This is a genomic window from Actinoplanes rectilineatus (genome assembly GCF_000962825.1).
Taxonomy (GTDB): Bacteria; Actinomycetota; Actinomycetes; order Mycobacteriales; family Micromonosporaceae; genus Actinoplanes; species Actinoplanes rectilineatus.
The window spans coordinates 1-23089 of the sequence record NZ_JZKF01000096.1; the positions used below are offsets into that span (position 1 = coordinate 1).

General features: G+C 71.2%; 23 protein-coding genes. 12 read left to right on the plus strand and 11 right to left on the minus strand.

Features of this window, described 5'->3' with window-relative positions; all coding sequences use genetic code 11:
• Positions 1–1248: 1248 nt before the first annotated feature.
• The 3 genes from WH85_RS39515 to WH85_RS39525 are packed head-to-tail and all read right to left on the minus strand — an operon-like array spanning position 1249 to position 2874.
• On the minus strand, positions 1249–1707 hold the full coding sequence (locus tag WH85_RS39515) for a peptidoglycan-binding domain-containing protein (RefSeq protein WP_245674291.1): 459 nt from the start codon (positions 1705–1707) through the stop codon (positions 1249–1251).
• Positions 1708–1722: 15 nt separating this feature from the next.
• Positions 1723–2208 (minus strand): peptidoglycan-binding domain-containing protein, encoded by a 486-nt coding sequence (locus WH85_RS39520; protein ID WP_245674292.1) that lies wholly within the window; start codon positions 2206–2208, stop codon positions 1723–1725.
• Between the two features lie 45 nt (positions 2209–2253).
• A complete protein-coding gene (locus WH85_RS39525; protein ID WP_045747285.1) occupies positions 2254–2874 on the minus strand; it encodes a TetR/AcrR family transcriptional regulator in 621 nt (206 codons plus the stop codon).
• Between the two features lie 214 nt (positions 2875–3088).
• On the opposite strand from WH85_RS39525, the gene WH85_RS39530 reads away from it, so the two are divergent.
• Together WH85_RS39530 and WH85_RS39535 are read left to right on the plus strand one after the other, a co-directional pair.
• Positions 3089–4264, plus strand: coding sequence for a macrolide family glycosyltransferase (locus tag WH85_RS39530; RefSeq protein WP_045747286.1), 1176 nt, complete (start codon positions 3089–3091; stop codon positions 4262–4264).
• 51 nt (positions 4265–4315) lie between these two features.
• Positions 4316–5476, plus strand: a complete 1161-nt coding sequence (locus WH85_RS39535) for a TetR/AcrR family transcriptional regulator (protein WP_045747287.1) — start codon at positions 4316–4318, stop codon at positions 5474–5476.
• 4 nt (positions 5477–5480) lie between these two features.
• Here WH85_RS39535 and WH85_RS39540 read toward each other — a convergent pair whose 3' ends face one another.
• Positions 5481–6695, minus strand: coding sequence for an oxygenase MpaB family protein (locus WH85_RS39540; protein ID WP_045747288.1), 1215 nt, complete (start codon positions 6693–6695; stop codon positions 5481–5483).
• A 258-nt stretch (positions 6696–6953) separates the two neighbouring features.
• Between WH85_RS39540 and WH85_RS39545 the strand changes: the two genes are divergently transcribed.
• Together WH85_RS39545 and WH85_RS39550 are read left to right on the plus strand one after the other, a co-directional pair.
• Positions 6954–7730, plus strand: coding sequence for a hypothetical protein (locus WH85_RS39545; protein WP_157411505.1), 777 nt, complete (start codon positions 6954–6956; stop codon positions 7728–7730).
• A gap of 21 nt (positions 7731–7751) precedes the next feature.
• Positions 7752–8297 carry a holin gene (locus tag WH85_RS39550; protein WP_083449619.1) on the plus strand — a complete coding sequence of 182 codons (546 nt, stop codon included), beginning with the start codon at positions 7752–7754 and terminating at the stop codon, positions 8295–8297.
• Here WH85_RS39550 and WH85_RS39555 read toward each other — a convergent pair.
• Both WH85_RS39555 and WH85_RS39560 read right to left on the minus strand, forming a co-directional pair.
• Positions 8270–9424 carry a 4-hydroxybenzoate 3-monooxygenase gene (locus WH85_RS39555; protein ID WP_045747310.1) on the minus strand — a complete coding sequence of 385 codons (1155 nt, stop codon included), beginning with the start codon at positions 9422–9424 and terminating at the stop codon, positions 8270–8272. The genes WH85_RS39550 and WH85_RS39555 overlap by 28 nt on opposite strands.
• A gap of 4 nt (positions 9425–9428) precedes the next feature.
• A complete protein-coding gene (locus WH85_RS39560) occupies positions 9429–10190 on the minus strand; it encodes an IclR family transcriptional regulator (RefSeq protein WP_045747290.1) in 762 nt (253 codons plus the stop codon).
• A gap of 76 nt (positions 10191–10266) precedes the next feature.
• Here WH85_RS39560 and pcaH point away from each other — a divergent pair, with 76 nt between their 5' ends.
• Genes pcaH through WH85_RS39595 form a run of 7 tightly spaced genes read left to right on the plus strand, consistent with a single transcriptional unit; the run spans position 10267 to position 16338 of the window.
• The gene (pcaH, locus tag WH85_RS39565; RefSeq protein WP_045747291.1) at positions 10267–11010 is read left to right on the plus strand and encodes a protocatechuate 3,4-dioxygenase subunit beta; all 744 of its coding nucleotides are present in this window, start codon (positions 10267–10269) and stop codon (positions 11008–11010) included.
• Positions 11007–11570, plus strand: a complete 564-nt coding sequence (gene pcaG, locus WH85_RS39570; protein WP_045747292.1) for a protocatechuate 3,4-dioxygenase subunit alpha — start codon at positions 11007–11009, stop codon at positions 11568–11570. The genes pcaH and pcaG overlap by 4 nt, the downstream gene beginning before the upstream one ends.
• On the plus strand, positions 11567–12775 hold the full coding sequence (locus tag WH85_RS39575; protein ID WP_045747293.1) for a lyase family protein: 1209 nt from the start codon (positions 11567–11569) through the stop codon (positions 12773–12775). The genes pcaG and WH85_RS39575 overlap by 4 nt, the downstream gene beginning before the upstream one ends.
• Entirely contained in the window at positions 12769–13887 is a 1119-nt protein-coding gene (pcaDC, locus tag WH85_RS39580) for a bifunctional 3-oxoadipate enol-lactonase/4-carboxymuconolactone decarboxylase PcaDC (protein WP_045747294.1), read from the plus strand. The genes WH85_RS39575 and pcaDC overlap by 7 nt, the downstream gene beginning before the upstream one ends.
• The gene (locus WH85_RS39585) at positions 13884–15062 is read left to right on the plus strand and encodes a thiolase family protein (protein WP_045747295.1); all 1179 of its coding nucleotides are present in this window, start codon (positions 13884–13886) and stop codon (positions 15060–15062) included. The genes pcaDC and WH85_RS39585 overlap by 4 nt, the downstream gene beginning before the upstream one ends.
• Positions 15059–15721 carry a 3-oxoacid CoA-transferase subunit A gene (locus WH85_RS39590; protein ID WP_045747296.1) on the plus strand — a complete coding sequence of 221 codons (663 nt, stop codon included), beginning with the start codon at positions 15059–15061 and terminating at the stop codon, positions 15719–15721. The genes WH85_RS39585 and WH85_RS39590 overlap by 4 nt, the downstream gene beginning before the upstream one ends.
• On the plus strand, positions 15718–16338 hold the full coding sequence (locus WH85_RS39595; RefSeq protein ID WP_045747297.1) for a 3-oxoacid CoA-transferase subunit B: 621 nt from the start codon (positions 15718–15720) through the stop codon (positions 16336–16338). Before WH85_RS39590 ends, WH85_RS39595 begins: the two co-directional genes overlap by 4 nt.
• 76 nt (positions 16339–16414) lie before the next feature.
• On the opposite strand, the gene WH85_RS39600 is transcribed toward WH85_RS39595, so the two are convergent.
• Positions 16415–16942, minus strand: a complete 528-nt coding sequence (locus WH85_RS39600; RefSeq protein WP_157411506.1) for a hypothetical protein — start codon at positions 16940–16942, stop codon at positions 16415–16417.
• 237 nt (positions 16943–17179) lie between these two features.
• Here WH85_RS39600 and WH85_RS39605 point away from each other — a divergent pair, with 237 nt between their 5' ends.
• A complete protein-coding gene (locus tag WH85_RS39605) occupies positions 17180–17914 on the plus strand; it encodes a dienelactone hydrolase family protein (RefSeq protein WP_045747299.1) in 735 nt (244 codons plus the stop codon).
• Between the two features lie 54 nt (positions 17915–17968).
• Here the strand turns inward: WH85_RS39605 and WH85_RS39610 are convergent, their stop codons facing one another.
• The 4 genes from WH85_RS39610 to WH85_RS39625 all read right to left on the minus strand — a co-directional run bounded on the left by WH85_RS39610 (position 17969) and on the right by WH85_RS39625 (position 23087).
• Positions 17969–19195 (minus strand): MFS transporter, encoded by a 1227-nt coding sequence (locus WH85_RS39610; RefSeq protein WP_045747300.1) that lies wholly within the window; start codon positions 19193–19195, stop codon positions 17969–17971.
• Complete coding sequence (locus WH85_RS53915) at positions 19192–19761, minus strand: ArsR/SmtB family transcription factor (protein WP_045747301.1); 570 nt, start codon at positions 19759–19761, stop codon at positions 19192–19194. The genes WH85_RS39610 and WH85_RS53915 overlap by 4 nt, the downstream gene beginning before the upstream one ends.
• Before the next feature lie 1224 nt (positions 19762–20985).
• Positions 20986–21882 (minus strand): alpha/beta hydrolase, encoded by an 897-nt coding sequence (locus WH85_RS39620; RefSeq protein ID WP_045747311.1) that lies wholly within the window; start codon positions 21880–21882, stop codon positions 20986–20988.
• 155 nt (positions 21883–22037) lie between these two features.
• Positions 22038–23087 (minus strand): lytic polysaccharide monooxygenase auxiliary activity family 9 protein, encoded by a 1050-nt coding sequence (locus WH85_RS39625; RefSeq protein ID WP_245674294.1) that lies wholly within the window; start codon positions 23085–23087, stop codon positions 22038–22040.
• Positions 23088–23089 lie beyond the last annotated feature (2 nt).

Below are 23089 nucleotides of genomic sequence, written 5' to 3' on the forward strand. Positions count from 1 at the left end.
ACCTCACTGTTCGAACCCACCGGTGGTGGTCTCCTCGCTCGCCCTCAACTCAACGTTTCAAGAGTAGATCTTGCCTCTCATGATCTTGGCACAGAGGGCCCCCGCCCGTTGGCGCCACTTGGCGAGCCGCCGCCGGTCGGTTAGTTGCTGTTCAGGTGATATGAGCCGTCATCGTCCGGTCAGCCGTCGTTCAGCCTGTTCAACCGCGCGAAGGGGAGCCCTGGCTGACGGCTCAGGATCGTCGGCCGTCGTCGGTGGCTGTTTTCGGAGCGGTGGTCAGCCGTGTGCGACGGCTCGGGCTGTGTGGCCGTCGTCTATGGCTGGTCAGGGGCTGGCGGGGAGCTGTGTGCGACGGCTCGGGGTGTGTGGCCGTCGTCTATGGCTGGTCAGGGGCTGGCGGGGAGCCGTGTGCGACGGCTCGGGCTGTGTGGCCGTCGTCTATGGCTGGTCAGCGGCTGGGGGAGAGCCGTGTGCGACGGCCCGGGGTGTGCGGCCGTGCTCAGCGGTCGTTCGAGTATCCCGTCGTGGTCGTGGTCGTGGTCGTGGTCGTGGTCGTGGTCGTGGTCGTGGCGGCCGGCTCGAAGCCATCGACCGCCGCTCGCGGGTATCTTTTCGGATTTACCGGGATATCCCGGGATATGCCGAGCGCGCCCGATCCGGGCGGTGCCGCAAGTGCAGGGCGGTGGCAGCACCCGAAACCGTGATCGGGTGCTGCCACCGTCCTATCGCGGATGGTGAACGCACCCAACCCAGTCACTGGGTGCGCTCACGTCGCGATTGGTGGCTGGCGATTGGCCGCTGGCGGGTGGCGGGTGGCGGAAGTGCACACCTTGCGGTTCGCCGGGTGCGCCCACGTAGCGGTTCGCCAGGCGGCGGTCTCCTGAAGGAGCACGGGTGCGCCCACATCGCCGTCCGCAGCTATCGGGTGCGCCCACCATCGCGTTTCACGGTCATCGGGTGCGTGCACCGCCACGGACGATGATCACCGTGGTAACTCGATCGCCGCTGACCGCTGACCGCTGACCGCTGACCGCTGACCGCTGACCGCTGACCGCTGACCGCTGACCGCGGACTGTGAGCCGTGATCCGTGGCCCGTGATCCGTGGCCCGTGATCCGTGGCCCGTGATCCGTGGCCCGTGATCCGTGGCCCGTGATCCGTGATCTGTGGACCGCGATCTGTGGACCGTGATCCGTGATCCGTGATCTCCGGACTGTGGGTGCGTTCGCCGTCTTGATCGGGCTGTGGATCAGCCGAGGTGCATGCCACTGATCAGGGACTGCCACGTCTGCCCGCCGACGATGCCGTCGACCAGCATGGCCGACTCGTCGACGTCGTGGATCGCCTGCTGCCAGTTCCGGACGGCCTTTTCGGTCTGCGGGCCGAAGTCGCCGTCGACAGCCGGCGCCTTGGACGGGTCGCCGGACAGGTTGCGGGCCTGCAACTCCTCCTGGGCGGAGCGGACCGCGTCGCCCTCGTCGCCGCGTCGCACCGTGGTGACCAGGGCCTGCCAGGTCCGTGGGCCGGCGATGCCGTCCACGATCAGGTTCTTCTGTTTCTGGAAGGCGCGGACCGCGGTGTCGGTCTTGGGGCCGAAGTCGCCGTCCACCACCACGGTGTGCCCGCGGGCCCGCAGGTGGTACTGCAGGCTGGGCACCGGGTGCGCTTTGTGGCCTTGCCGGAGTTGCGGCCACGGCTGTAGTGCCATGCTGATCGTCTCCTCTCAGACCGCGTTGCCGGCCTCGCTGGTGCGCGGGAAGAAGAAGTACATGCCGCTGATCAGGGACTGCCAGGTCTGCGGGCCGACGACGCCGTCGACGATCATGGCGGTTTCGCCGCGGTCCTTGACGAACTGCTGCCACCGGCGGACCACGTCCTCGGTGGCCGGGCCGAATTCGCCGTCCACCACCAGCAGTGGCTTGCTGCGGTATTCGAATTCCTGCTGGGCGGCGCGGACCGAGTCGCTCCGGTCGCCGCGGCGGACCGTGGTGACCAGGGCCTGCCAGGTCTGCGGGCCGGCGATGCCGTCGACGGTGAGTCTCTTGGCTGTCTGGAAGGCGCGGACCGCGGTCTCGGTCTGCGGCCCGAACTCGTCGTCGGGGGTCACCGTGTGCCCGTGGGCGCGGAGCAGGTACTGCAGGGTGAGCACCGGGTGTGCCTTGTGACCTTTGCGGATCTGGGGCCAGGGGTCCAGTGCCATCTCGATCATCTCCTCCTGGTGCGGCCGTCGGTGGCCGCTTCGACGCCGACATCGTCACTCCGCGTGGAGATCGGGTTGCCGCTCAGTCGCCGGGCCGACAGTCGGTTGGCACGCCGCGGTGAGGGCCAGCGTCACGAGGGTGTCGGCGTAGGGCTCGGTGAGCGGGCCGGTGCGTAGCAGCCAGCGGTGGTAGATCGGCCCGAAGAGCAGCTCCACCACCTGGTCGAGGGGGGCGTCGTCGCGGATCTGCCCGGCGCGCCGGGCTGATTCCAGGCGGTCGCGGACCTGGTCGAGTTGTGGGCGTAGCAGCCGGTCGCGGACTTGGGCGGCCAGTTCGGCGTCGGCCAGGGTTTCGATGGTGAGGGCGCGGGTGGTGGCGGACAGGTGCGGGTCGGCGAATTCGGCGACCGTGGCGCGGATGACGGCGCGCAGGTCGGCGTGGATGTCGCCGGTGTCCGGGAGGGCGGCGGCCGCGGGGAGGCCGTCGACGAGGGCGTCCAGGACGACGGCGCCTTTGCTGCGCCACCAGCGGTAGATCGTCTGTTTGCCGACTCCGGCGCGGGCGGCGATCGCCTCGATGGTCATGCGGGAGTAGCCGGTTTCGGTCAGTAGGGCCAGGGCGGCGTCGAGGATGGCGCGGCGGGAGCGTTCGTTGCGGCGGTGCGGGGCGGTCACCTCTCCGATGGTACGCGAGACGAGACGTTCCGTCTTGACCGCGCACCGGACCCGTGCCAGTCTGAGACGAGACGTTGCGTCTCGCCTCTGAGGGCGAGAACGCGAGAACGCGAGAACGCGAGAACGCGAGAACGCGAGAACGCGAGAACGCGAGAACGCGAGAACGCAAGCACGGAAGAACGCAAGCACGCGAGAACGCAAGGTGGAGGAACCCATGTCCCACATCGCCATGGTCAGCATCCCGGCCCACGGCCACGTCAACCCGAGCCTGGAGGTCATGCGCGCCCTCGTCCGGCGCGGTCATCGGGTCACCTACGCCAACGACCCGTCCTTCGCCGCCGTGATCGAGGCGACCGGCGCCGAGCTCAAGCCGTACAAGACGACGATCCCGACCGGCGACGACGTGTGGAGCGACGACCCGATCGAGCAGCTCACCGTCTTCCTCGATGACGCGGCTTCGATGCTGCCGCAGCTGCGCGCCGCCTACAACGACGATCGCCCCGACCTGTTCCTGTACGACATCGCCGGCGCCCCGGCCCGGATCCTCGGTGAGCAGTGGGGGATCCCGGCGGTCCAGCTCGCCCCGGCCTTCGTGGCCTGGGACGGCTACGAGCAGGACATGGCACCGATGATCGAGGGCCTGCGCGCCGACCCGCGCGGGGCGGAGTACTACCGGCGCTTCACGGCGTGGCTCACCGAGAACGGCTCGTCGGTCACCGACAGCACGGCGTTCCTCGGCCGTCCCGTACGCTGCCTCGCTCTTCTCCCGAAGGCCCTGCAACCGCAGGCCGACCGCGTTGATCCCACCGTCTACAGCTTCGTCGGCCCGGTCCTCGGCGCCCGTGCGGAGCAGGGCGGCTGGACCCGCCCGCCCGGTGCCGAGAAGGTCCTGTTGGTCTCGCTGGGGTCGGCCTTCACCCGGCAGCCCGAGTTCTACCGGCGCTGCATCACCGCGTTCGGTGACCTGCCGGGCTGGCACACGGTGATCAACATCGGCCGGCACGTGGACCCGGCCGATCTCGGGCCGATTCCGGACAGTGTGGAGCTGCATCCGTGGGTGCCGCAGCTCGCCGTCCTGGAGCAGGCGGACGCCTTCCTCACCCACGCGGGGATGGGCGGCAGCAGCGAGGGCCTCCACTGCGGAGTCCCGATGATCGCCGCGCCGCAGGCCTCCGACCAGTTCACCAACGCCGAGCAGCTGGCGTCGCTCGGGGTGGCCCGGGTCGTGGAGAGCGCGACGGTGACCGCCGTGGAGCTGCGCGACGCCCTGATCGCGCTGACCACCGACCCGGAGGTGATCGCCCGCAGCGCGGCTCTGAGCCGGGAGGTCCGGGCCGCCAGCGGTGCCGACCGCGCCGCCGACCTCATCGAGGCGTCGATCCCGCTGTGATTGACTGACGCGTATGGCTCTGCGTCCGCCCCCGACCGTGGAAGCGCGCCGGTGACGGCCGGGCCGGCCGCAGCCGCCCGCCCGCGCAACCGCAAGCAGCTCATCGTCGAGGCGGCGGGCCAGGTGTTCAGCGAACGCGGCTACCACGCCGCCTCGATGGAGGAGATCGCCACGGCGGTGGGCATCAGTGCCCCCGCGCTCTACCGGCACTTCCCCAACAAGTACGCGCTCTTCGCCGGGTGCGCCGACCTGATGGTGGACCGGCTCGTCGCCGCCCTGGACACCTGCGGTCCGGAGGCCGCCCTCACCGACGTGCTCACCGCCCTCACCCGGGTCACGGTCGCGCACCGCCGGTCGGGCGGCCTCTACCGCTGGGAGGCCCGCTACCTCGACCGGGCCGACCGGCGGCTGCTGCGGGCGAAGTTCGGGCACGTCGTCGACCGGGTGACCACGGCGGTCCACCGCGAGCACCCGCGGCCGGCGGAACGTCTGCGGGCGGTCGCGGCGCTCGGGGCGATCGGATCCGTCACCATGCACCACACCTCGATCGCCCAGCGCCGCATCGAGGACCTGCTCGTCGCCTCGGCCCGCGGGGTGGTCGCCGCCGATCCGGCCGCGGCCGAAGGCCTCGCGGGACCGGTCGACCTGCCCGCCCCGCCGGTGCCGCGGACCCGCCGTGCCGAGATCCTCGCCGCGGCCGTCCCGCTGTTCGCCCGGGACGGCTTCGCCACCGTCACCAACGGGCAGATCGCCCAGGCGGTGGGGCTGGCCCCGTCCGCGATCTACCGGCACTACCCCGGCAAGGTCGACATCCTGGTCGCCGCGTGCCTGCAGGCGGCCGGACTGCTCGCCCAGGCGGTCGAGCGGAGCCTGCACCGGGCGACCGGGCCGGACGCGGCACTGACCGCGCTGACCGCGGCATACGTCGCCTACAGTTTCGAACACAACGCCCTGACCAGCGTCGCCGAGGCGGAACTCGCCGGTCTGCCGGCCGGTCTGCGGCGCCCGTTGATCCTGGCCCAGCGCGAACACATCGCCGTCTGGGAGCAGCAGCTGCGGACCGTCCGCCCGGACCTCGACGCCCGGCAGGCCCGCCTGCTGGTGCACGCCGGGTTCGGCGTGGTGGTCGAGGCCGGGCGCGCCCTGCGCTGGCAGGACACCCCCGGCCATCGGGACACGGTCACCGCCCTGGTCATCGGCGCCCTGCTGTGAACCCTCAGGTGCCGGGGCGGTTCCCGGTCGGGATGGTGATCGGGGTGTACGTCGGCGACGTCCCGTTGTTGAGGAACAGCATCGCCAGGCCCCGCACGAACTGGTCGAAGAGCGAGAACGTGCTCGGGATGACCGGCGACAACCCCTCGCGGAACGCGACGTAGGCGGGCCAGCCGACCTCGATCACGGTACGCGACGCGTAGTCGCGCGGCAGTTTCAACCAGTCGCCGATCCTGTCACTGAGCACGTACCGGGCGAACTCCCGCTGGAATCCGCGGGTGACGCCCAGATCGACCTGCGCGACCAGGTTGAGCAGGATGTCGGCCAGGTCTACGCCCTCCGGGGTGGACGCCATGACCGGTGTCAGCGCGTACGCCGACTGTTCCTTCGCCGCAGCCCAGCTGGCCGGGATGAAGTCGTCGCGGACACCGAGCAGGTGCAGGGCGACCTGCCACTGGTGCAGGTACGCCTCCTCCTCGGCCGCCGACATCCGGATGCCCCAGGACTTCAGCTTCCCGTACACATAGGTGCCGAGGCTGTGGAACGTGACCAGGATGTCGCCGTTGCTGATCGGGATGAAATCCTGGTCGTCGGTGACGGCCCGCCACTTCGCCGACTGCGGCAGCAGGTGACGGACCGCGGCGTGCGTCAGACGGGTCTTGTTCGACGTCACCACGAAACCGCCGGTGGGCTGGAAGGCGTCGAGCGCGCTCAGGTCGTACCCGTAGGTGAAGGTCTTGGCCGCGCGCGCCTGCATGTCACCGCCGCCCTCGGACCAGTAGACGTTGCGGGCCTCGCGCGGGATGGCCGTGCTCATGATGCCGCTGCCCAGCCCGTAGAGCAGGAACAGGTACATGCTCATCCGCTTGTTGAACTGGGCGGCCCGGCTCAGTTTGGTCTGGTCGGCCCACGACGGCAGCGTGTTGTGCTGCTGGAGCCAGGTGGTGAGCCCGGCCGGGATGCCGCCGGGCAGCGGGTCGCCGTTGCGCCGCCACGCCCCGAACGCGGTGTTGACCGCCGGGATCTGCCCGTTCTCCAGGAGCGACGCCACGAGCGGATCGGTGGCGTCGTCCCACACCCCCCACGGATCGGTGACCGTGTCGGTCGCCGCGATCGAGCCGGCGGACGACCACGCCCACGCCCGCGACGGGTCCGCCACACCCGCCAGACCCAGGGCGGCGCCGAGGGTCAGGATGCTTCGTCTGCTGAGATTTTGCATTCGCTTACCTCCTACCGATCATCCAGCTACGACCGTGTTTCAATCTTCGTCAACATGTGATTTTTCATTAACATAGCGACGTCGCGACCCATCGGCAAGAGTGGATGCTGGGCGGAGTCTGCCGCTCGGCGCGGCCCCGTTCCGCCGGGCGGTCGCGGACTCGGCCTGCGCCCGATGACCTACGGGTCTAGATCAACGGGCATCGAGGATCGATGATGTCCTTCAGGGATACGCCGGTATCTCAGTGTGGAGGGCACGATGCACCCGATCCTGCGCCGGCTCGACGAACTGGCCACCGTCCTGTCCGAGCGCGCCGACACCGTGGCGCTTCTCGCGCTCGGGTCGGCCGGGGCGCAGCGGGCTCGCCTCGACGAGCACTCCGGACTGGACTTCCTGGTCGTGGCCCAGGAGCGGGCGGTGTGGCGGCTGCTGGACCGCACCGACTGGCTGGAGGCGCCGTGCCCGGTGCTGTGGAGCTATGCCCACGAGCGGAACGGGCGGACCGCGCTCTATGCGGACGGCATTCTCGCCGCGTACCGGATAGTGACCGCGCGGGAGCTCGCCCACCTGCCGTTCTCCGGCGCCCGGGTGGTGTGGCGGCGGGCCGACGCGCCGCCCGGGCTCACCCAGAGCGAGGTGCTGCCGCCCCGGACGCCGTACGACTCGCCGGAGTTCCATGTCGGGGAGGCGCTCACGCTGCTCTGGTCGGGCCTGCACCGGGAGTTGCGGGGGGAGCGGCTGGCCGCGTCCCGCCTGATCCAGGTGCGGGCGGTGGACCGGGTGGTGTCGCTGGCCCGGCTGGGCAGTGGTGAACCGCTGTACCGTGACCTGTTCGACCCGTCGCGGCGGGTGGAGCGGGCCCATCCGCCGCAGGTGCTGCCGCTGGCCGCGATGGTTCCGGGGTACGCGCACAACGCCGCCGCCGCGACCGCCGTCCTCGACTGGCTGGCCCCTCGCCACCCGCTGCCCGCCGCCATGGTCGCCATCCTGCGCGAGTTGATCGACAGGGCGAGCCGTTCGGGGGATTCTCGGTGATCTTCGCAGCGAGGATGGTCGATGGCTATGACGGTTCCGAAGTGGCGGGCGGTGCTGCTGGACTTCGTGGAGCGGGCCGGCTGGTCGGCCGGTCAGGTGTTCTTCGCGACCCTGCTGGCCGGGGGTGCCGGGCCGGTCGGTGAGCTGCCCTGGCGGCTGTCGCTGACCTGTGCGTTCGGCGCGTTCGTGTCGTCGCTGGCGCTGACCGCGGTGCAGTATGCGACGAGGCTGACCGATCTGGCGTTCTGGCCGGACCTGGTGGCCCGGCTGGTGAAGACGTTCCTGGGTTCGCTGTCGGCGACGATGCTGGCCGGAGCGTTCGACGTGTTCACCTTCGACTGGGGTGCCGCGTTCAACGTGGCGTTCCTGGCCACCGTGGCCTCGTTCGGCAAGGGGCTGCTGGCCCGGGAGCCGGCGGCCGCCAACGGGCAGGTGCCGGCGGCGGCGTCCCCGTCGACGTTGCCCACGGGGACGTACCGGGAGGCGGTGGATCACGCCCCGGCGCCGCCGACCATCGCCGAGACCGACCCGCCGGACGGTCAGAAACCGATGGGCAGTCCGGCGTAGTTCTCGGCCAGCCCGGTCGCGCCGGCCTCGCTGGTCGCCACCCACCGCAGCTGCGACAACTGCAGCTGTGCGTCGAACGGGTCGCCGGAGGCGTGCATCATCGTCGTCATCCACCAGGAGAAGTGGGTGCACCGCCAGACGCGGCGCAGCGCGTCGTCGGAGTAGCTGTCGGCGAGGGTCGTGTCGCCGGAGACGATCCGGGCGATCAGCGCCCGGCTGAGCAGTGCCACGTCGGCGATCGCCAGGTTCAGCCCTTTCGCTCCGGTGGGCGGCACGATGTGCGCGGCGTCTCCGGCCAGGAACAGGTTGCGGTGCCGCATCGGGGTCTGCACGTGGCTGCGCATCGGCAGCACGCTCTTGTCGGTGATCGGGCCGGGGGTGAGTTTCCAGCCGTTCTGCCCGTGGCCGAGCCGGGCGGCCAGCTCGTCCCAGATCCGGTCGTCGGACCACGACGACGGGTCGGTGCCGGCCGGAACCTGGAGGTAGAGCCGGCTGACGGTGGCCGAGCGCATCGAGTGCAGCGCGAACCCGTTCGGGTGCCAGGCGTAGATCAGTTCGTCGGTGGAGGGCGCGACGTCGGCGAGGATCCCGAGCCACGAGTACGGGTACACCTTCTCGTACACCTGGGGGGAGGGGATGGCGTGCCGGCTGGGCCCGAACGATCCGTCGCACCCGGCGATGACGTCGCAGTCGAGTTGCCGCACCGAACCGGACGAGTCCGTGAATTTCACGAAATCGTCGCCTATGACGACACCCGACACCGAGTAGTGGATCTCCTGGCCGTCGGCGGAACGCGCCGCCACCAGGTCCTTCTGCACCTCGGTCTGCCCGTAGACCCAGACACTGCGCCCGGTCAGTGACATGAAGTCCACATGATGCCGAGAACCCGGCCACTGCAGGTAGATCCCCCGATGCTGCTCACCGAGCGACCGCAGGCGCGACCCGAGCCCCACCGAGGTGAGCAGCTCCACGCTGGAGTGTTCCAGGATCCCGGCGCGGATCCGGGCCCCGACATACTCCTCGGACCGGGTCTCCAGCACCACCGACGAGACTCCGCCCCGAGCCAGCAGGTGGGACAGCAGCAGACCGGCGGGACCGGCTCCGATGATGGCGACCTGAGTACGCATCCCGTCAGCCTGGAACCCCGGGAGGTGCCGCCGCAACCCCGGACATCGTCCGGCCGATGCCCTGCGCGGCGACCCGTAACGCCGACACCAGCCGGGGCAACTGCCGCCGCAGGTCCGGCACCACGATCCCCAACGACGCGACCACGTCGGCCCCGGCGCGCACCGGCACCGCCACCGAACACGCCCCGAGGCTCATCTCCTCGCCGGTGGTCGCGTAGCCCTCGGCGCGTACCCGCCGGAGCTGATCCAGCAGCCGGGCGGGCTGGGTGACGGTGTACGCGGTGACCCGGGTCAGATTCTGCAGCGCTGCCGCCAGCACGTCGTCCGGCGCGTGCGCGAGCAGCACCTTGCCGACGCCGGTCGCGTGCATCGGCAGCCGGGACCCGACCCGGCTCACCACCGGCACCGACACGTGGCCGGCGAGCCGTTCCACGTACAGCACCTGCAGGCCGTCGCGGACCGCCAGGTGCACGGTGGCCAGCGTCGCCCCGTACAGGTCGTGCATGAACGGCGACGCCGCCTGCCGCAGACCGGTCTGCTCCGGTGCGAGCAGCCCCAGCTGCCAGATCCGCCGGCCGATCACGTAGGAGCCGTCGGCCGACCGGGCCAGCGCTCCCCACCGGTGCAGTTCGCCGACCAGCCGGTGCGCGGTCGCGAGCGGAATGTTCGCCCTGCGGGCCAGATCGCTGAGTGAGAGGCTGCGGTGGTCGGAGTCGAACGCGCCGAGCAGAGCGAGCGCCCGCGAGGTGACGCTGGGACCGGCCACGTTCGAACCCTTCCGTTCAGTGGAAGACCAGTATCGCGGAAACGGGCCGGTTGGCCCTAGCGTCCGGAGCGTGAACATGGAGCTGACCCAGGCGGACATCGATGCCGAGATCGCGGCGGCGGCCCAGCACACGGCGGGACCGCAACCGAGGATCGACTACCGGTCGTACCGCAGCAGTGTGCTGCGGCACCCCGAACACCCGCTGCACCTGGTCGACCCGGAGTCGGTGGAGCTGTGGGCCCCGGCCTTCGGTCACCGCGACGTCGCCGACGACGAGGCCGACCTGACCATCCAGCACGCCGGCACCCCGCTCGGCGAGCGGATCGTGGTCACCGGCCGGGTGCTCGACGGCGACGGCCGGCCGGTGGCGAACCAGCTGGTCGAAGTGTGGCAGGCGAACGCCTCCGGACGCTACCGCCACCAGCGCGACCAGCACCCGGCCCCGCACGACCCGAACTTCACCGGCGTCGGCCGGATGCTGACCGGCCCGGACGGCACCTACCGGTTCCAGACGATCAAGCCGGGACCGTACCCGTGGCGCAACCATCTCAACGCGTGGCGCCCCGCGCACATCCACTTCTCGATCTTCGGCACCGACTTCACCCAGCGTCTGGTCACCCAGATGTACTTCCCGGGCGACCCGCTCTTCGCGTACGACCCGATCTTCCAGTCGATCACCGACCCGAAGGCCCGGGACCTGCTGATCGCGCACTACGACCACGACCTCACCACGCCGGAGTGGAACACCGGGTACCGCTGGGACATCGTGCTCACCGGCACCCACCGCACTCCGCTCGACACCGAGGACCACGACGCATGAGCGCTGTTCCGGGCCAGACCGTCGGCCCCTTCTTCCACCTCGGCCTCGAGTTCCCCGGGATGAACGAGCTGGTCCCGCCGGGCGACCCGCGCGCGATCCGGTTGCACGGCCGGGTCTACGACGGCGCGGGCGCCCCGATCCCGGACGCGGTCCTGGAGATCTGGCAGCCCGACCCGCGTGGGCACATCGTGCGGCAGCCCGGCTCGCTGCGCCGGGACGGCTGGAGCTTCACCGGCTGGGGCCGGGCCGGCACCGACCCGGACGGGCACTACCAGTTCACCACCCTGGAGCCGGGCCCGACCGAGGAGGGCCGGGCGCCGTTCTTCGCGGTGACCGTCTTCGCCCGCGGCCTGCTGGACCGGCTCTTCACCCGGATCTACCTGCCCGGCGACGACGAACTACTGGCCGCCGACACGGTGCTGCGGTCGGTCGCCCCGGAGCGCCGGGGCACGCTGATCGCCACCCGCGACGACGACGGCCTGGTCTTCGACGTACGCCTGCAGGGCGAGGACGAGACGGTCTTCCTCACCTACCCACGCCTGCGGGACGCCTGGGCGTGAGCGACCTGTTGTGGCCCGGCGACGACCGGGCCGGTGACCTGTTCACCGACGCGAGCGTGCTGGCCGCGTTCGTCCGGGTGGAGGCCGCCTGGCTGGAGGCACTGGTGACGCACGCGGTGGCGGTCCCGGCCGCCGCCGACGACCTGGCCGGGCTGATCGGCCCGGACGACGTCCCGGCGGTCGCGGCCGGCGCCGAATCCGGCGGCAACCCGCTGATCCCGCTGCTCGCCCTGCTCCGCCGACGCCTGCAGGCCCGCAACCCGTCCGCCGCCGCCTGGCTGCACAAGGGCTTGACCAGCCAGGACGTCGTCGACACCGGCTTGGTCCTCTGCCTGGTGGAGGCGGCGGCGCGGATCGGCGACGACCTGGAACACCAGATCGCCGCCCTGGTGCGGTTGGCCGGCGAGCACCGGGACACCGCGATGGCCGGCCGGACGCTGACCCAGCACGCCGTACCGATCACCTTCGGTCTCAAAGCGGCGTCCTGGCTGACCGGTGTGCTGGACGCCCGGGACCGCCTGGCCGGTGCCGCCCTCCTGCCGGTACAGATCGGCGGCGCGGCCGGCAGCCTGGCCGCCCCGGTCGCCCTGGCCGGATCGCCGACCGCAGCCCAGGCGCTGGTCGCCACCACGGCGGCGCGCCTCGGCCTGCCGGCCCGCGACCCGTGGCACACCGCCCGGGCGCCGCTGACCGGGATGGCCGCCGCTCTGGTGACCTGCACCGACGCGTGGGGCCGGATCGCCAACGACGTGCTGGTCGCGGCCCGGCCGGAGGTCCACGAACTGTCCGAGGGCCCGGTCGCCGGGCGCGGCGGCTCGTCGGCGATGCCGAACAAGCAGAACCCGGTGCTGTCCGTGCTGATCCGCCGGGCCGCGCTGGCCGGACCGCTGCTGGCGGCCACCGTGCACGCGGGCGCGGCGTCGGCCGTCGACGAACGGCCGGACGGCGGCTGGCACGTCGAGTGGTCGGCGCTGCGCACCCTGGCCCGCCGCACGGTGGTGGCGGGCGCCCAGACGGCCGAACTGCTGGACGGCCTGCGCGTCGAGACGGCCTGGATGACGGCCAACCTGGCGACGGCGCGGCCGGGCATCGACGCCGAACAGCTGTCGATCACCCCGGACGCGGCAACGGACACCCCCTACCGGGGTGCGACCGACGAGATCATCGACGCCGCCATCGCGCGGGCAAGGGGCTCACGATGCTGACCGCGACCACCCTGTCGGACGCACCCGGATGTCCGCTGCTGATCCTCGGGTCGTCGGTCGGGACCAGCGTCGAGACGCTCTGGCCGGCCGCCGCCGGACGGCTCTACGGGCGCTACCACGTTGTCGGCTTCGACCTGCCCGGCCACGGCCGCAGCGCGCCCGCGAGCGAACCGTTCACGATCGGTGACCTGGCCCGCGAGGTGGTCGCCCTGGCCGACCGGATCCGGCCGGACACGTCGTTCCTCTACGCCGGCGACTCGATCGGTGGCGCGATCGGCCTGCAACTGCTGCTCGACTTCCCGGAACGGGTGAGCGCCGCGGCGCTGCTCTGCACCGGCGCGCGGATCGGCGAGCCGGCGATGTGGCGCGAGCGGGCGGCCCTGGTCCGTGCCGGGGGCGTCGAGCCGGTGGTCGCCGGTTCCCGGGAACGCTGGTTCGCGCCGGGCACCGATCCGGCGGTCACCGAACCGCTGATCGGCGCGCTGCGCGCGACCGACCCGGAGAGCTACGCGCGGGCCTGCGAGGCGCTGGCCCTCTTCGATGTACGCGACCGGCTGCCGGAGATCGCCGCCCCGGTGCTGGCGGTGGCCGGGGCACTGGACGGCCCGACCCCGCCGGACGGCGTCGCCCTGATCGCCTCGACGGTGCTCGCCGGCCGGCTGGTCGTGCTGGAGAACGTCGCGCACCTGGCGCCCGCGGAGAGCCCCGAGGTGGTCGCCTTCCTGCTCGACCAGCATTTCGACGAGTCCCGCCGGGCCGGGATCACGGTCCGCCGCGAGGTCCTCGGCCCGGCGCACGTGGACCGGGCGACCGCCGCCACCACCGCGTTCACCAGGGACTTCCAGGATCTGATCACCCGGTACGCCTGGGGCGAGATCTGGACCCGCGACGGCCTGGCCCGCCGCGACCGCTCGCTGATCACCCTCACCGCCCTGATCGCTCTCGGCCACCACGACGAACTGGCGATGCATGTGCGGGCGGCCCGTACCAACGGGCTCAGCGTCGACGAGATCAAAGAGGTGATCCTGCAGACCGCGATCTACTGCGGCGTCCCGGCCGCGAACACCGCCTTCCGCATCGCGCAACAGGTCCTGGCCGAGGAGCCCCGATGACCGATTCCTTCCTGTACGCCGCCGTCCGCACCCCGTTCGGCCGGTACTCCGGGGCGCTCGCCGACGTGCGCCCCGACGACCTCGCCGCGGCGGCGCTGACCGGGCTGCTCGCCAAGGCGCCCGGCCTCGACCCGGCCCGGATCGACGACGTGATCTGGGGCAACGCGAACGGCGCGGGCGAGGACAATCGCAACGTGGGCCGGATGGCGGTGCTGCTCGCCGGGTTGCCGACGTCGGTGCCGGCGACCACCGTGAACCGGCTGTGCGGGTCGAGTCTGGACGCCGCGATCAGCGGTTCCCGGGCGATCGCGGCCGGCGACGCGTCGGTGGTCGTCGCCGGCGGGGTCGAGTCGATGACCCGGGCGCCGTGGGTGCTGCCGAAGCCGTCCCGGGCGTTCCCGGCCGGTGGTCTCGAGGCGGTGTCGACGACGCTGGGCTGGCGGCTGGTCAATCCGCGGATGCCGGCCGAGTGGACGGTGTCGCTGGGGGAGTGCAACGAGCAGCTGGCCGACAAGTTCGGCATCTCCCGGGAGCGGCAGGACGCGTTCGCCGCCCGTTCGCACGCTTTGGCCGCCAGAGCCTGGGACGATGGCTTCTATCGGGACTTGACCGTGCCGATCGCCGATCTGGACCGGGACGAGGGAATCCGCGCCGACAGCAGCGCCGAGAAGCTGGCCCGGCTCAAGCCGTCCTTCCGTCCGTCAGGAACGATCACCGCCGGCAATGCGTCACCGCTCAACGACGGCGCCGCGGCCGTTCTGCTGGGAAATTCAGAAATGTCCGGAACCATTGGCCTCGATCCGCTCGCCCGGATCGCCGGCCGCGCCGCCCATGCCCTCGACCCCCAGGACTTCGGCTTCGCCCCGGTGGAAGCCGCCGGCAAAGCACTGCGGCAGGCCGGCATCGGCTGGTCGGACGTCGGCGCCGTGGAGCTCAACGAGGCCTTCGCCGTCCAGTCCCTGGCCTGCGTCGACGCCTGGGACATCGACCCGGAGATCGTCAACACCCGCGGCGGCGCGATCGCCATCGGACACCCGCTCGGCGCGTCCGGAGCCCGCATCCTCGGCACCCTGGCCCACGTCCTGCGCGAACGCAAGCAGCGCTGGGGTGTCGCCGCCATCTGCATCGGCGTCGGCCAGGCCCTCGCCGTCGTCCTGGAGAACGTGACCACGTGAGAACCGACATCACCGACGCCCGCACCGCGGTGGCCGCGGTCCGCGACGGCGACACCGTGCTGGTCGGCGGGTTCGGCATGGCCGGCATGCCGGTCACGCTGATCGACGCCCTGATCGAGCACGGCGCCGGAGACCTGACCATCGTCAGCAACAACGCCGGCAACGGCGACACCGGCCTCGCGGCACTGCTGGCGGCGGGCCGCGTACGCAAAATGATCTGCTCCTTCCCCCGCCAGAGCGACTCCTGGGTCTTCGACGGCCTCTACCGCGCCGGCAAGATCGAGCTGGAGCTGGTCCCGCAGGGCAACCTGGCCGAACGGATGCGCGCGGCCGGCGCCGGCATCGGCGCGTTCTACTGCCCGACCGGCGTCGGCACCACCATCGCCGAGGGCCGCGAGACACGGGTGATCGACGGGCGCGAATACGTCCTGGAGTTCCCGATCCGCGGCGACGTCGCCCTGATCCGCGCGCACGTCGCCGACCGCCTCGGCAACCTGGTGTACCGCAAGACCGCCCGCAACTTCGGCCCGGTGATGGCGACCGCCGCCGCCGTCACCATCGCCGAGGTGTCCCGGATCGCCGACGTCGGCGACCTGGACCCGGAGGCCGTCGTCACCCCGTCGATCTACGTGAACACGCTGGTGGAGGTGCCCCGGTGAGCCTGGACAAGGACGAACTGGCCCGCCTGATCGCCCGGGACATCCCATCCGGGGCCTACGTCAACCTCGGCATCGGCCAGCCCACCGCGGTCGCCCGCTACCTGGACCCGTCCAGCGGCGTCGTCCTGCACACCGAGAACGGCATGCTCGGCATGGGCGAGGTCGTCCCCGCGGAGCAGGCCGACCCGGACCTGACGAACGCCGGCAAGCAGCCCGTCACGGAACTGCCGGGCGCCGCCTACTTCCACCACGCCGACTCGTTCGCGATGATGCGCGGCGGCCACCTGGACGTCTGCGTGATGGGTGCCTTCCAGGTCTCGGCAACCGGCGACCTGGCCAACTGGCACACCGGAGCCCCCGACGCGATCCCCGCGGTCGGCGGCGCGATGGACCTGGCAGTCGGCGCCAAGGAGGTCTGGGTGATGATGACCCTCTTCACCAAGCAGGGCGAGCCGAAACTGGTCCCGTCCTGCACCTACCCACTGACCGGCAAAGCGTGCGTGACCAGGGTCTACACCGAACTGGCCACCTTTCACATCACCCCCACCGGCGTCGAGATAGCGGAAACCTTCGGTGTCTCCCCCGAGGAGATCCGCTCCCGCTTGACGATCTTCTAGGGGTACGCCCACGCCTCCCCGGCAGCTACCAGTTCTCACCTGACGGGCGAGGCAGCTGCCGGGCTGAGCTGCTCACTCACGCCGCAAGACACTGCCCGTCCGCCAGCACGCCCGCCTCCCACTGGTGCTGGTGCGCCCGGGTCGTCATCGATCCCATGAAGCACACGTCGTCGACCCGCACCCCATAGACCAGCGACCCCGGATGCGCCGGATCGGTGTCCCGGGCGATCCGCACCACCCGGTCGAGAAGATGCGCCGCGACCAGAGCGTCGTCGAGCCGTCCCACCGCCTCCGGGTGCGGTGCCCGCCAGAACGGCGCGAGGCATTCGACCCGTCCCCAGCGATCCGTGTGGGTCTCCCCGGGGCAGGTCGCGACGGTGAGCGCCTCGGCGATCCGGCGCTCCACCTGCCGGATCGGCGCGTCCTCCGCGACGATCGGCATGGCGGTGCGCTGCTCGGCGTCCCGCATCTGCAGCTTGCAGTAGTCGTCTTCGCCCATCGAGACACAGGCGATCCCGATGGAGGTGGCCGTGTCTACCCCCGATGCCGAGGCGGGCTGGTCGTCCCCGGTCTCCGCGGCGTCGTCCGTCACGGAGACGGTCATGGTCGCCTCATCGGCCGCATGAGCCCACACCAGTCCCACGCCGACGAGCAGGACCGCCCTGGCAACGATCCCCACACCCCTGAAAACACGATTCACCAGCGAAAACTAGCGATCAAACCGATCCCCGCACCTCCCGCGTCCGGAGCCGCCCACCTCCACCTTTCCGGCATTCCTCGCTTTTCGGAAGTCGGCGTGCCGTCGTCCGCCGCACAGCGCGCGCCGCTAGGGTGCAGTCGCGTGAAGATCGTTGAGAATGAGATCAAGGTGCCGTCGCCGGCCGGGGACATCCGGACCGTCGTGATCCGTCCGGTGGGGGACGAGGCGTATCCCGGCCTGCTGCTCTACACCGACATCTTCCAGCTCACCGAGTCGACGCTGCGGACCGCGCGCAGGCTCGCCGCGGAAGGCTTCGTCGTCGTCGCGCCGGAGATCTACCCGCACGGGCCGCTGGCCGGGGTGGCCCTGGAGTTCGACGACGCCGGCAAGCAGGCCGGCCTGGACGGGGCGGCCGCCACCACCAGCGCCCAGTTCGACGTGGACCGGGTCGCGGTGATCGACGCCATGCAGGCGCGGACCGACATCACCCAGATCTTCGTGACCGGGTTCTGCATCGGCGGGCATCTCGCCTTCCGGGCCGGGTTCGATCCGCGGGTCGAGGCGACCGTCTGCTTCTACCCGACCGGCCTGCAGAACGGGAAGCTCGGCGCCGACCCGGACGCCGGTTCGCTGGGCCGCGCCGCCGACATCAACGGCCGCCTGATGGTCGTCTTCGGCACGCAGGACCCGCATGTCCCCGCCGACGCCCGCCTGCAGATCCTGACCGCCCTGTACGCGGCCGGCCACGACGACCTGGAACTGCACCTCTACCAGGGCGGCGAGCACGCCTTCATGCGCGACATTGGCCCCCGCCACGACCCGACCCTCACCGACCTGGCCCTGATCGAAGCGGTCTCCTTCCTACGAGGACGCTGACGAGGCGCGCTGTGCGGGTGCCGGCTCTCCGCCGCCGCCCGCACAGCCGAACGGTCACACGCCGACCCCGACCACCACCCGCGACGGAAGATCACGACGGCTCTTGATCGGGCCGATGAGCAGGAACAGGCCGGTGACCGCCAGAAACCCGGTCGACCACCACATCGCGTCGCGGACACCCACCGCCGACGCCAGCGCTCCCGCACCCAGGGCACCCAGCGGCATCGCCCCCAGGTTCAGCACCTGCATGCTCACCAGCACCCGCCCGAGCAGCTCCGGCGGTGTCCACTGCTGACGGAACGAGGCCTTGAGCACGTTCCCGGCGACCACGCCCACCCCGATCGCCAGCAGCGCCACGATCAGGAACGCCAGCCGCCATCCCGTCCCGGTCAGCGGCAGCAGCAGCCCGAACGGCATCGCCCCGATGTTGAACAGCAGCACCGCCCGGGCGGTGCCGATCCGCCGGGACACCGGTCCGGCCAGCGCCGCCCCGGCGATCCCGCCGAGGCTGGTCACCGCGATCAGCAGGCCGACCGTACCGGCGCCGATGCCGACGTCCCGGACCAGGAACACCACGAACAGCGACTGGTAGCCGATCAGCCCCAGGTTGCACATCGCCCCGAACGCGGTGAGCACCCGCAGGTAGGGGTCGGCAGCCACGAACCGGATCCCCTCGGCCACGTCCCTGCGCAGCCGGGTGCGTTTCGGCTCGGGTCGCGGCTCGCGGGCCCGGATCCGCCACACGAACAGCGCCGAGACGGCATAGCTGGCCACGTCGACGAGCACCGCGGCCGCCGCACCGACCAACTGCACGAGCAGGCCGGCCAGGCCCGGACCGGCCACCTGCATGGTCGACTCGGTGCCCTGCAGCCGCGCGTTGCCGCGGGCCAGGTCGTCGCCGGTGAGCAGCACGGGCAGGAACGCCTGGTTGGCCGTGTCGAAGAAGACCGCCACCGTCCCGGCGGCCAGAGATACGGCCAGCAGCTGCCCGATGGTCAGCACGTCCAGCCAGGCCGCGACCGGGATACTGAGGAAGAGCCCCAACGCCACCAGATCACAGACGATCATGACGGGCCGCCGGCGCATCCGGTCCACCCAGGCGCCCGCGGGCAGCCCGGCGAGCAGCCACGGGAGCCAGGTCGCCGCGTACAGAAGGGTGGTCTGGAAGGCGGTAGCCTGCAGGGTGGAGACTGCGATCAACGGAATCGCCAGCTGGGTGATGCTGGTGCCCAGCTTGCTGCTCGCCTCGGCGCCCCACAGCAGCCGGAAGTCCCGGGTCACGGCTTCGCGGGGACGCCGTGGGCGAAGAAGAACACCGACTCGCGTTCCTGCCCGTCGTCCGGAATCGCCCGGTCTCGCCAGCCGCCGACGAGTGCCTGCAGTTGCCGCTCGAACTCGGCGAGCTCCTCCGGCGTCAGCCTCAACCAGTGGTCGGTGGAGAACGGCCCCGCACCCCAGTGATCCTTCTCGGTCTCGTCGGCCGTCCACCAGGCTCGCGCCAGCCCGCTCTGCCGTTCCAGGTTGAGCGCGAGCGCCGCCTGCGCCACAGCCTCCCCGGCCGGATCCGTGGCCCCGGCCGTCGACCACCGCACGCCCGCCGACACCAGCCGCCACCAGCGTTCCCGCCGGTCCCGGGCCAGCTCCGGCGCCTCCTCGACCAGATCGCATCCGGCCAGCACCTTGATGTGGTGACTGACGTTGGCGACGGCCTGCCCGGTCCGCTCGGCCATCATGCTCGCCGTGCACGCCCCGTGAACCTTCAGCACATCCATCAGTCGCCGCCGCAGCGGATGCGCCAGCGCCGCCAGCACATCCGACCCACTGACCTCACGAATCTCCTTACTCATCCCTCCACACTGCACCCACAACACCAGTTGCGCAACATCTCTTGCATAACTGAAGGTCAATGGAGCCAGTGCAACGCCGGCCAGGCGTCCTTCTTCAGCCCTTTCTCCGGTACGCCGTGAGCACCGTCCCCAGCCGGCGTGACACTCCGATCAGAACCGGTCAGCACGAACCCGTCCACAACGGCCGGGCGACGGCCGCCCCTGCTCGCCGCCCCTGCTTGCCGCCCCCGCTTGCCGCCCTGCTCGCCGCCGCCCTGCTCGGCGCAGTCGTCGTCCGCTGCATGCCCTCGCCAACGACCCTTTGACTGCCCGCGGACCCGAAGCCACCCACCTGACTGGAGTGCACATCGCGTGGGACGCCACGGCGGCCGAACTCGATCGTGGTGCGTTGGCTACCCCTGGCGGTGGTGAGCGCACCAAGATCGGCCGAGTTGGCGCTGCCTGGATCGTGGTGTGTTGACTGCCGCCGGGGCGACCGGTGCACCACGATCGGCCAAGTCGGCGCCACCCCGATCGTGGTGCGTTGACCCCAGCTGGGGGCAGCCGGCGCACCACGATCGCCGCACGGTCGGTGCATGAGACGTAGGAAGGCGCCACAGTCAGCGCCCACGTGCTCGGAGACGAGGCAGCCGGAGACGAGGCAGCCGGAGACGAGGCAGCCGGAGACGAGACAGCCGGAAACGAGACAGCCGGAAACGAGCAGCCGTGGCGTTCGTGGCTTTCGGGCGAACCACAACCGACGGCTGCCCCGGCCGAGCCGTCGTTCAGGGTTGCCCTGAAGATCGAATTCAGCTGTCGGCGACGGCTCGGGCTGGTTCAGCCGTTGTCCAGGGTTGTTTTCGGCTCGTTGACGGGCCGTGGATGACGGCCGGGCGAGTGGGGCCGTCGTTTGCGGCTGTTCGGGAGGTGTAGTTCAGCCGTCAGCGACGGCTGAGGACTGCCAGCCGTCGTCCAGGACCATCGTCGGAGTGTCGGAGTGTCGGAGTGTCGGAGTGTCGGAGTGTCGGAGTGTCGGAGTGTCGGAGTGTCGGAGTGTCGGGCGCGAAGGCGCGGGGACGCGAGGGCGCGGGGACGCGGGGAGACGAGGGCGCGGGGACCCGGGGAGACGAGGGCACGGGGACGCGGGGAGGCGAGGGCGCGGGGAGGCGAGGGCGCGGGGAGGCGAGGGCGCGAGGTAGGCGGCAGGCGGGACCGGACTTTGACGCGTACCCGTGAAAGGTCTTGTCAGGAAGGGTGACCGCCGGTGATACGCCGGACGATGTCGGCTGCCGCCCGCCGTCCCTCCGGCACGATCGTGACCAGCGGATAGACGTGGAACGCGCCGTCCGCCACCTGCAACGTGCAGTCCACGTCGGCCTTGCGGGCGAGTTCGTGGAGCAGGATCGTGTCCGGGTGGAAGACGTCCCGGGTGCCGATGTAGAGGTCGGTGGGCGGCAGTGCGGACAGGTCCCCGTTGAGTGGGCTGAGTTCCGGCCGGTGCGGGTCGTCGCCGCCCGCCCACGCCTGGCCTGCCACGACCAGACCGGGTGGGCTGAGCCAGGGGTCGAGGGGGCGGACTGCCGCGACGGCCGGGTTGCTCATGGTCAGATCCAGCCATGGGGAGATCAGCACGAGTCGTCCGGGTGGGGTGCGCAGGGTCTGGGTGAGGGCCAGGGCGAGCCCGCCGCCTGCGGAGTCTCCGGCGACGGTGACCGTGTCCGGGTTCACGCGGGCGACGATCTGCTGGTAGACCGCGGTCAGGAACGGGAACGCGTCTCGGTAGGTGTGCTGGGGTGCCAGGCCGTAGAGCGGCACCACCACCTCGCATCCGGCGTCGGCCATGCGGCTGATGAGGCGCCAGTGTTCGCGGACGATCTCGGCGAGGTAGGCGCCGCCGTGCAGATAGAGCACGACCGGCCGGGTGCCGGTGGCCGCGGCGGGGGTGCGGGGCTGGACGGTGTGGACGGTGAAACCGCCGACCGTGTGGGTGCTGACCCGGTGGCGTGCGGCGAGCCGGGTCGGTGGTGCCGGGTCGGTCTTGGGTTGGAGGAGCCGGGTTCGGGCGGCTTCCGCGGTCGCCATCCGCGGCCGGTACGCCAGTTGCAGGTAGAGGGCCGCGACGCGGCACATCAGGCTGGCCATCTTCACATGATCGGGGCAGGGGCGACGGGGAACGAGGTGGGGCGGCCTCGTTCCCCGTCTGGTGGGGATTCAGCACTGCGGAGTCACGCTTCACAACAAGTGGGAGCGCTCCCACTTAACATCAATGTAACCGAGATGAACGCCCCGCGCGAGTGCTAGGTGGTGGCCGTGCAGGTGAGTGCCGGAGCCGACGACGTGCCCGAGCCGAGCACCCCGAACGTGGTGCTCGCCCCCGCCGCCAGCGCGCCGTTGTAGCTCGCGTTCACCGCCTGCACGGTGTTCCCGCTGGTGGTGATGGTCGCGTTCCAGGCCTGCTGGATGGTCGGTGTAGCCGTGTAGGTCAGCGCCACCGTCCAGCCCTTGACGGCCGCGCTGCCCGCGGTGACCCGGACTTCGCCCTGGTACCCGCCGCTCCACTGCGACGTCACCGCGTAGGTCGCCGAGCAGGCGCCGGTGGCGGGCGGCGGAGTGGTGGTCGAGGCGGAGGGTGAGGGGGACGACGAGGGAGACGACGAGGGGGAGGACGACGTGGGCGGTGTCGTGGTGGTGGCCCCGCCGAAGTTGATGTCGCTGCAGAAGTAGTACGACTGGTCCAGGTGGCTGGCCTGCCAGATCGTGTAGACCATGGCCCGCCCGGTCCGCCCGGCCACCGTGACCGGGATGTCCTGCTGCACGCCGGTGTCCAGCTGGTGCGTCCACTGCGCGGCGGGCGTGTTCGGCACCGTCGAGACCAGCTGCAGGTCGGACCACTTCAACGGCGTGGTCAGCGGGTTGTAGCCGGCCTTCGACACGTACACCCGGATGTAGTCGGCGCCGTGCCGCGCCTGGTCGAACAGTTGCACCGTGAACGAGCCGCCGACGTTCGTGGCCTTCCAGTCGCCGACCGTGTCCATCGCGGCGTAGCGCCCGCTCTGGGTACGCCCGGCGCTGCACAGCTGGCCGTCCGGGATGACCGCCTCGTGCTGCCCGGCCGCGCCCTCGCGGTACAGGCCGTTCCAGTTCCACATCGCGTTCGGGTCGGCCTGCCAGGCCTGCCAGCACATCGGGTCCTCGGTGGCCATCGCCGGGTTCTGGAAGTCCGAACCCCAGCGCTGGAAGCAGCCGTAGTTGCGCGACGACGGGCCGATCACGTTGCCGTGGGCGTCCGCGGGGCTGCCGGGGAAGGCGATCAGGGCGAGAGCCGCCGCCAGGACCGCGGCGAACATCG

Coding starts and splice junctions, on each gene's coding strand:
- WH85_RS39515 (WP_245674291.1), bottom strand. CDS start 1,707: ATGGCACTACAGCCGTGGCCGCAACTCCGGCAAGGCCACAAAGCGCAC.
- WH85_RS39520 (WP_245674292.1), bottom strand. CDS start 2,208: ATGATCGAGATGGCACTGGACCCCTGGCCCCAGATCCGCAAAGGTCAC.
- WH85_RS39530 (WP_045747286.1), top strand. CDS start 3,089: ATGTCCCACATCGCCATGGTCAGCATCCCGGCCCACGGCCACGTCAAC.
- WH85_RS39540 (WP_045747288.1), bottom strand. CDS start 6,695: ATGCAAAATCTCAGCAGACGAAGCATCCTGACCCTCGGCGCCGCCCTG.
- WH85_RS39545 (WP_157411505.1), top strand. CDS start 6,954: ATGCACCCGATCCTGCGCCGGCTCGACGAACTGGCCACCGTCCTGTCC.
- WH85_RS39550 (WP_083449619.1), top strand. CDS start 7,752: ATGGCTATGACGGTTCCGAAGTGGCGGGCGGTGCTGCTGGACTTCGTG.
- WH85_RS39555 (WP_045747310.1), bottom strand. CDS start 9,424: ATGCGTACTCAGGTCGCCATCATCGGAGCCGGTCCCGCCGGTCTGCTG.
- pcaH (WP_045747291.1), top strand. CDS start 10,267: ATGGAGCTGACCCAGGCGGACATCGATGCCGAGATCGCGGCGGCGGCC.
- pcaG (WP_045747292.1), top strand. CDS start 11,007: ATGAGCGCTGTTCCGGGCCAGACCGTCGGCCCCTTCTTCCACCTCGGC.
- pcaDC (WP_045747294.1), top strand. CDS start 12,769: ATGCTGACCGCGACCACCCTGTCGGACGCACCCGGATGTCCGCTGCTG.
- WH85_RS39585 (WP_045747295.1), top strand. CDS start 13,884: ATGACCGATTCCTTCCTGTACGCCGCCGTCCGCACCCCGTTCGGCCGG.
- WH85_RS39600 (WP_157411506.1), bottom strand. CDS start 16,942: ATGACCGTCTCCGTGACGGACGACGCCGCGGAGACCGGGGACGACCAG.
- WH85_RS53915 (WP_045747301.1), bottom strand. CDS start 19,761: ATGAGTAAGGAGATTCGTGAGGTCAGTGGGTCGGATGTGCTGGCGGCG.
- WH85_RS39620 (WP_045747311.1), bottom strand. CDS start 21,882: ATGGCCAGCCTGATGTGCCGCGTCGCGGCCCTCTACCTGCAACTGGCG.
- WH85_RS39625 (WP_245674294.1), bottom strand. CDS start 23,087: ATGTTCGCCGCGGTCCTGGCGGCGGCTCTCGCCCTGATCGCCTTCCCC.